Origin of the sequence: Larkinella sp. C7, from assembly GCF_006149005.1 — a bacterium.
In the GTDB taxonomy this organism is placed as follows: domain Bacteria; phylum Bacteroidota; class Bacteroidia; order Cytophagales; family Spirosomataceae; genus Larkinella.
In genome coordinates this window covers 1-335 of sequence record NZ_VBSL01000252.1, presented here as the reverse complement: position 1 = coordinate 335, position 335 = coordinate 1, and the positions used below count along the sequence as shown (strand labels likewise).

1 pseudogene is annotated in these 335 nt (G+C 51.6%); it reads left to right on the top strand.

Annotated features, from left to right (window positions below):
- A pseudogene (locus FH871_RS35320) lies at window positions 1-335 on the top strand (DNA mismatch repair protein MutS); the annotation flags it as partial.

The following is a 335-nucleotide window of genomic DNA, read 5'->3' as shown; positions in this document are numbered from 1 at the left end:
ACGGCAGTCTCTTCTGGCTTTTGGATTCAACTAAGACAGCCATGGGGATGCGGCTCTTGCGGACCTGGATTGATCGGCCCTTGGTTAGCCAAGAGAAAATCTTGGAGCGGCAGGAGATTGTTCAGACCTTCTTGGATAACTTTTTTGAACGCAGCGACCTGACCGACAGCCTCAAGGGGGTCTACGATATTGAGCGCCTAGCCAGCCGAGTGTCTTTTGGTAAGGCCAATCCCAAGGACCTCTTGCAGTTGGGGCATACTCTAGCCCAGGTTCCCAAAATCAAGACCATCTTAGCCAGCTTTTCTAGTCCCGTTTTAGACCGGCTAAATGAAGCC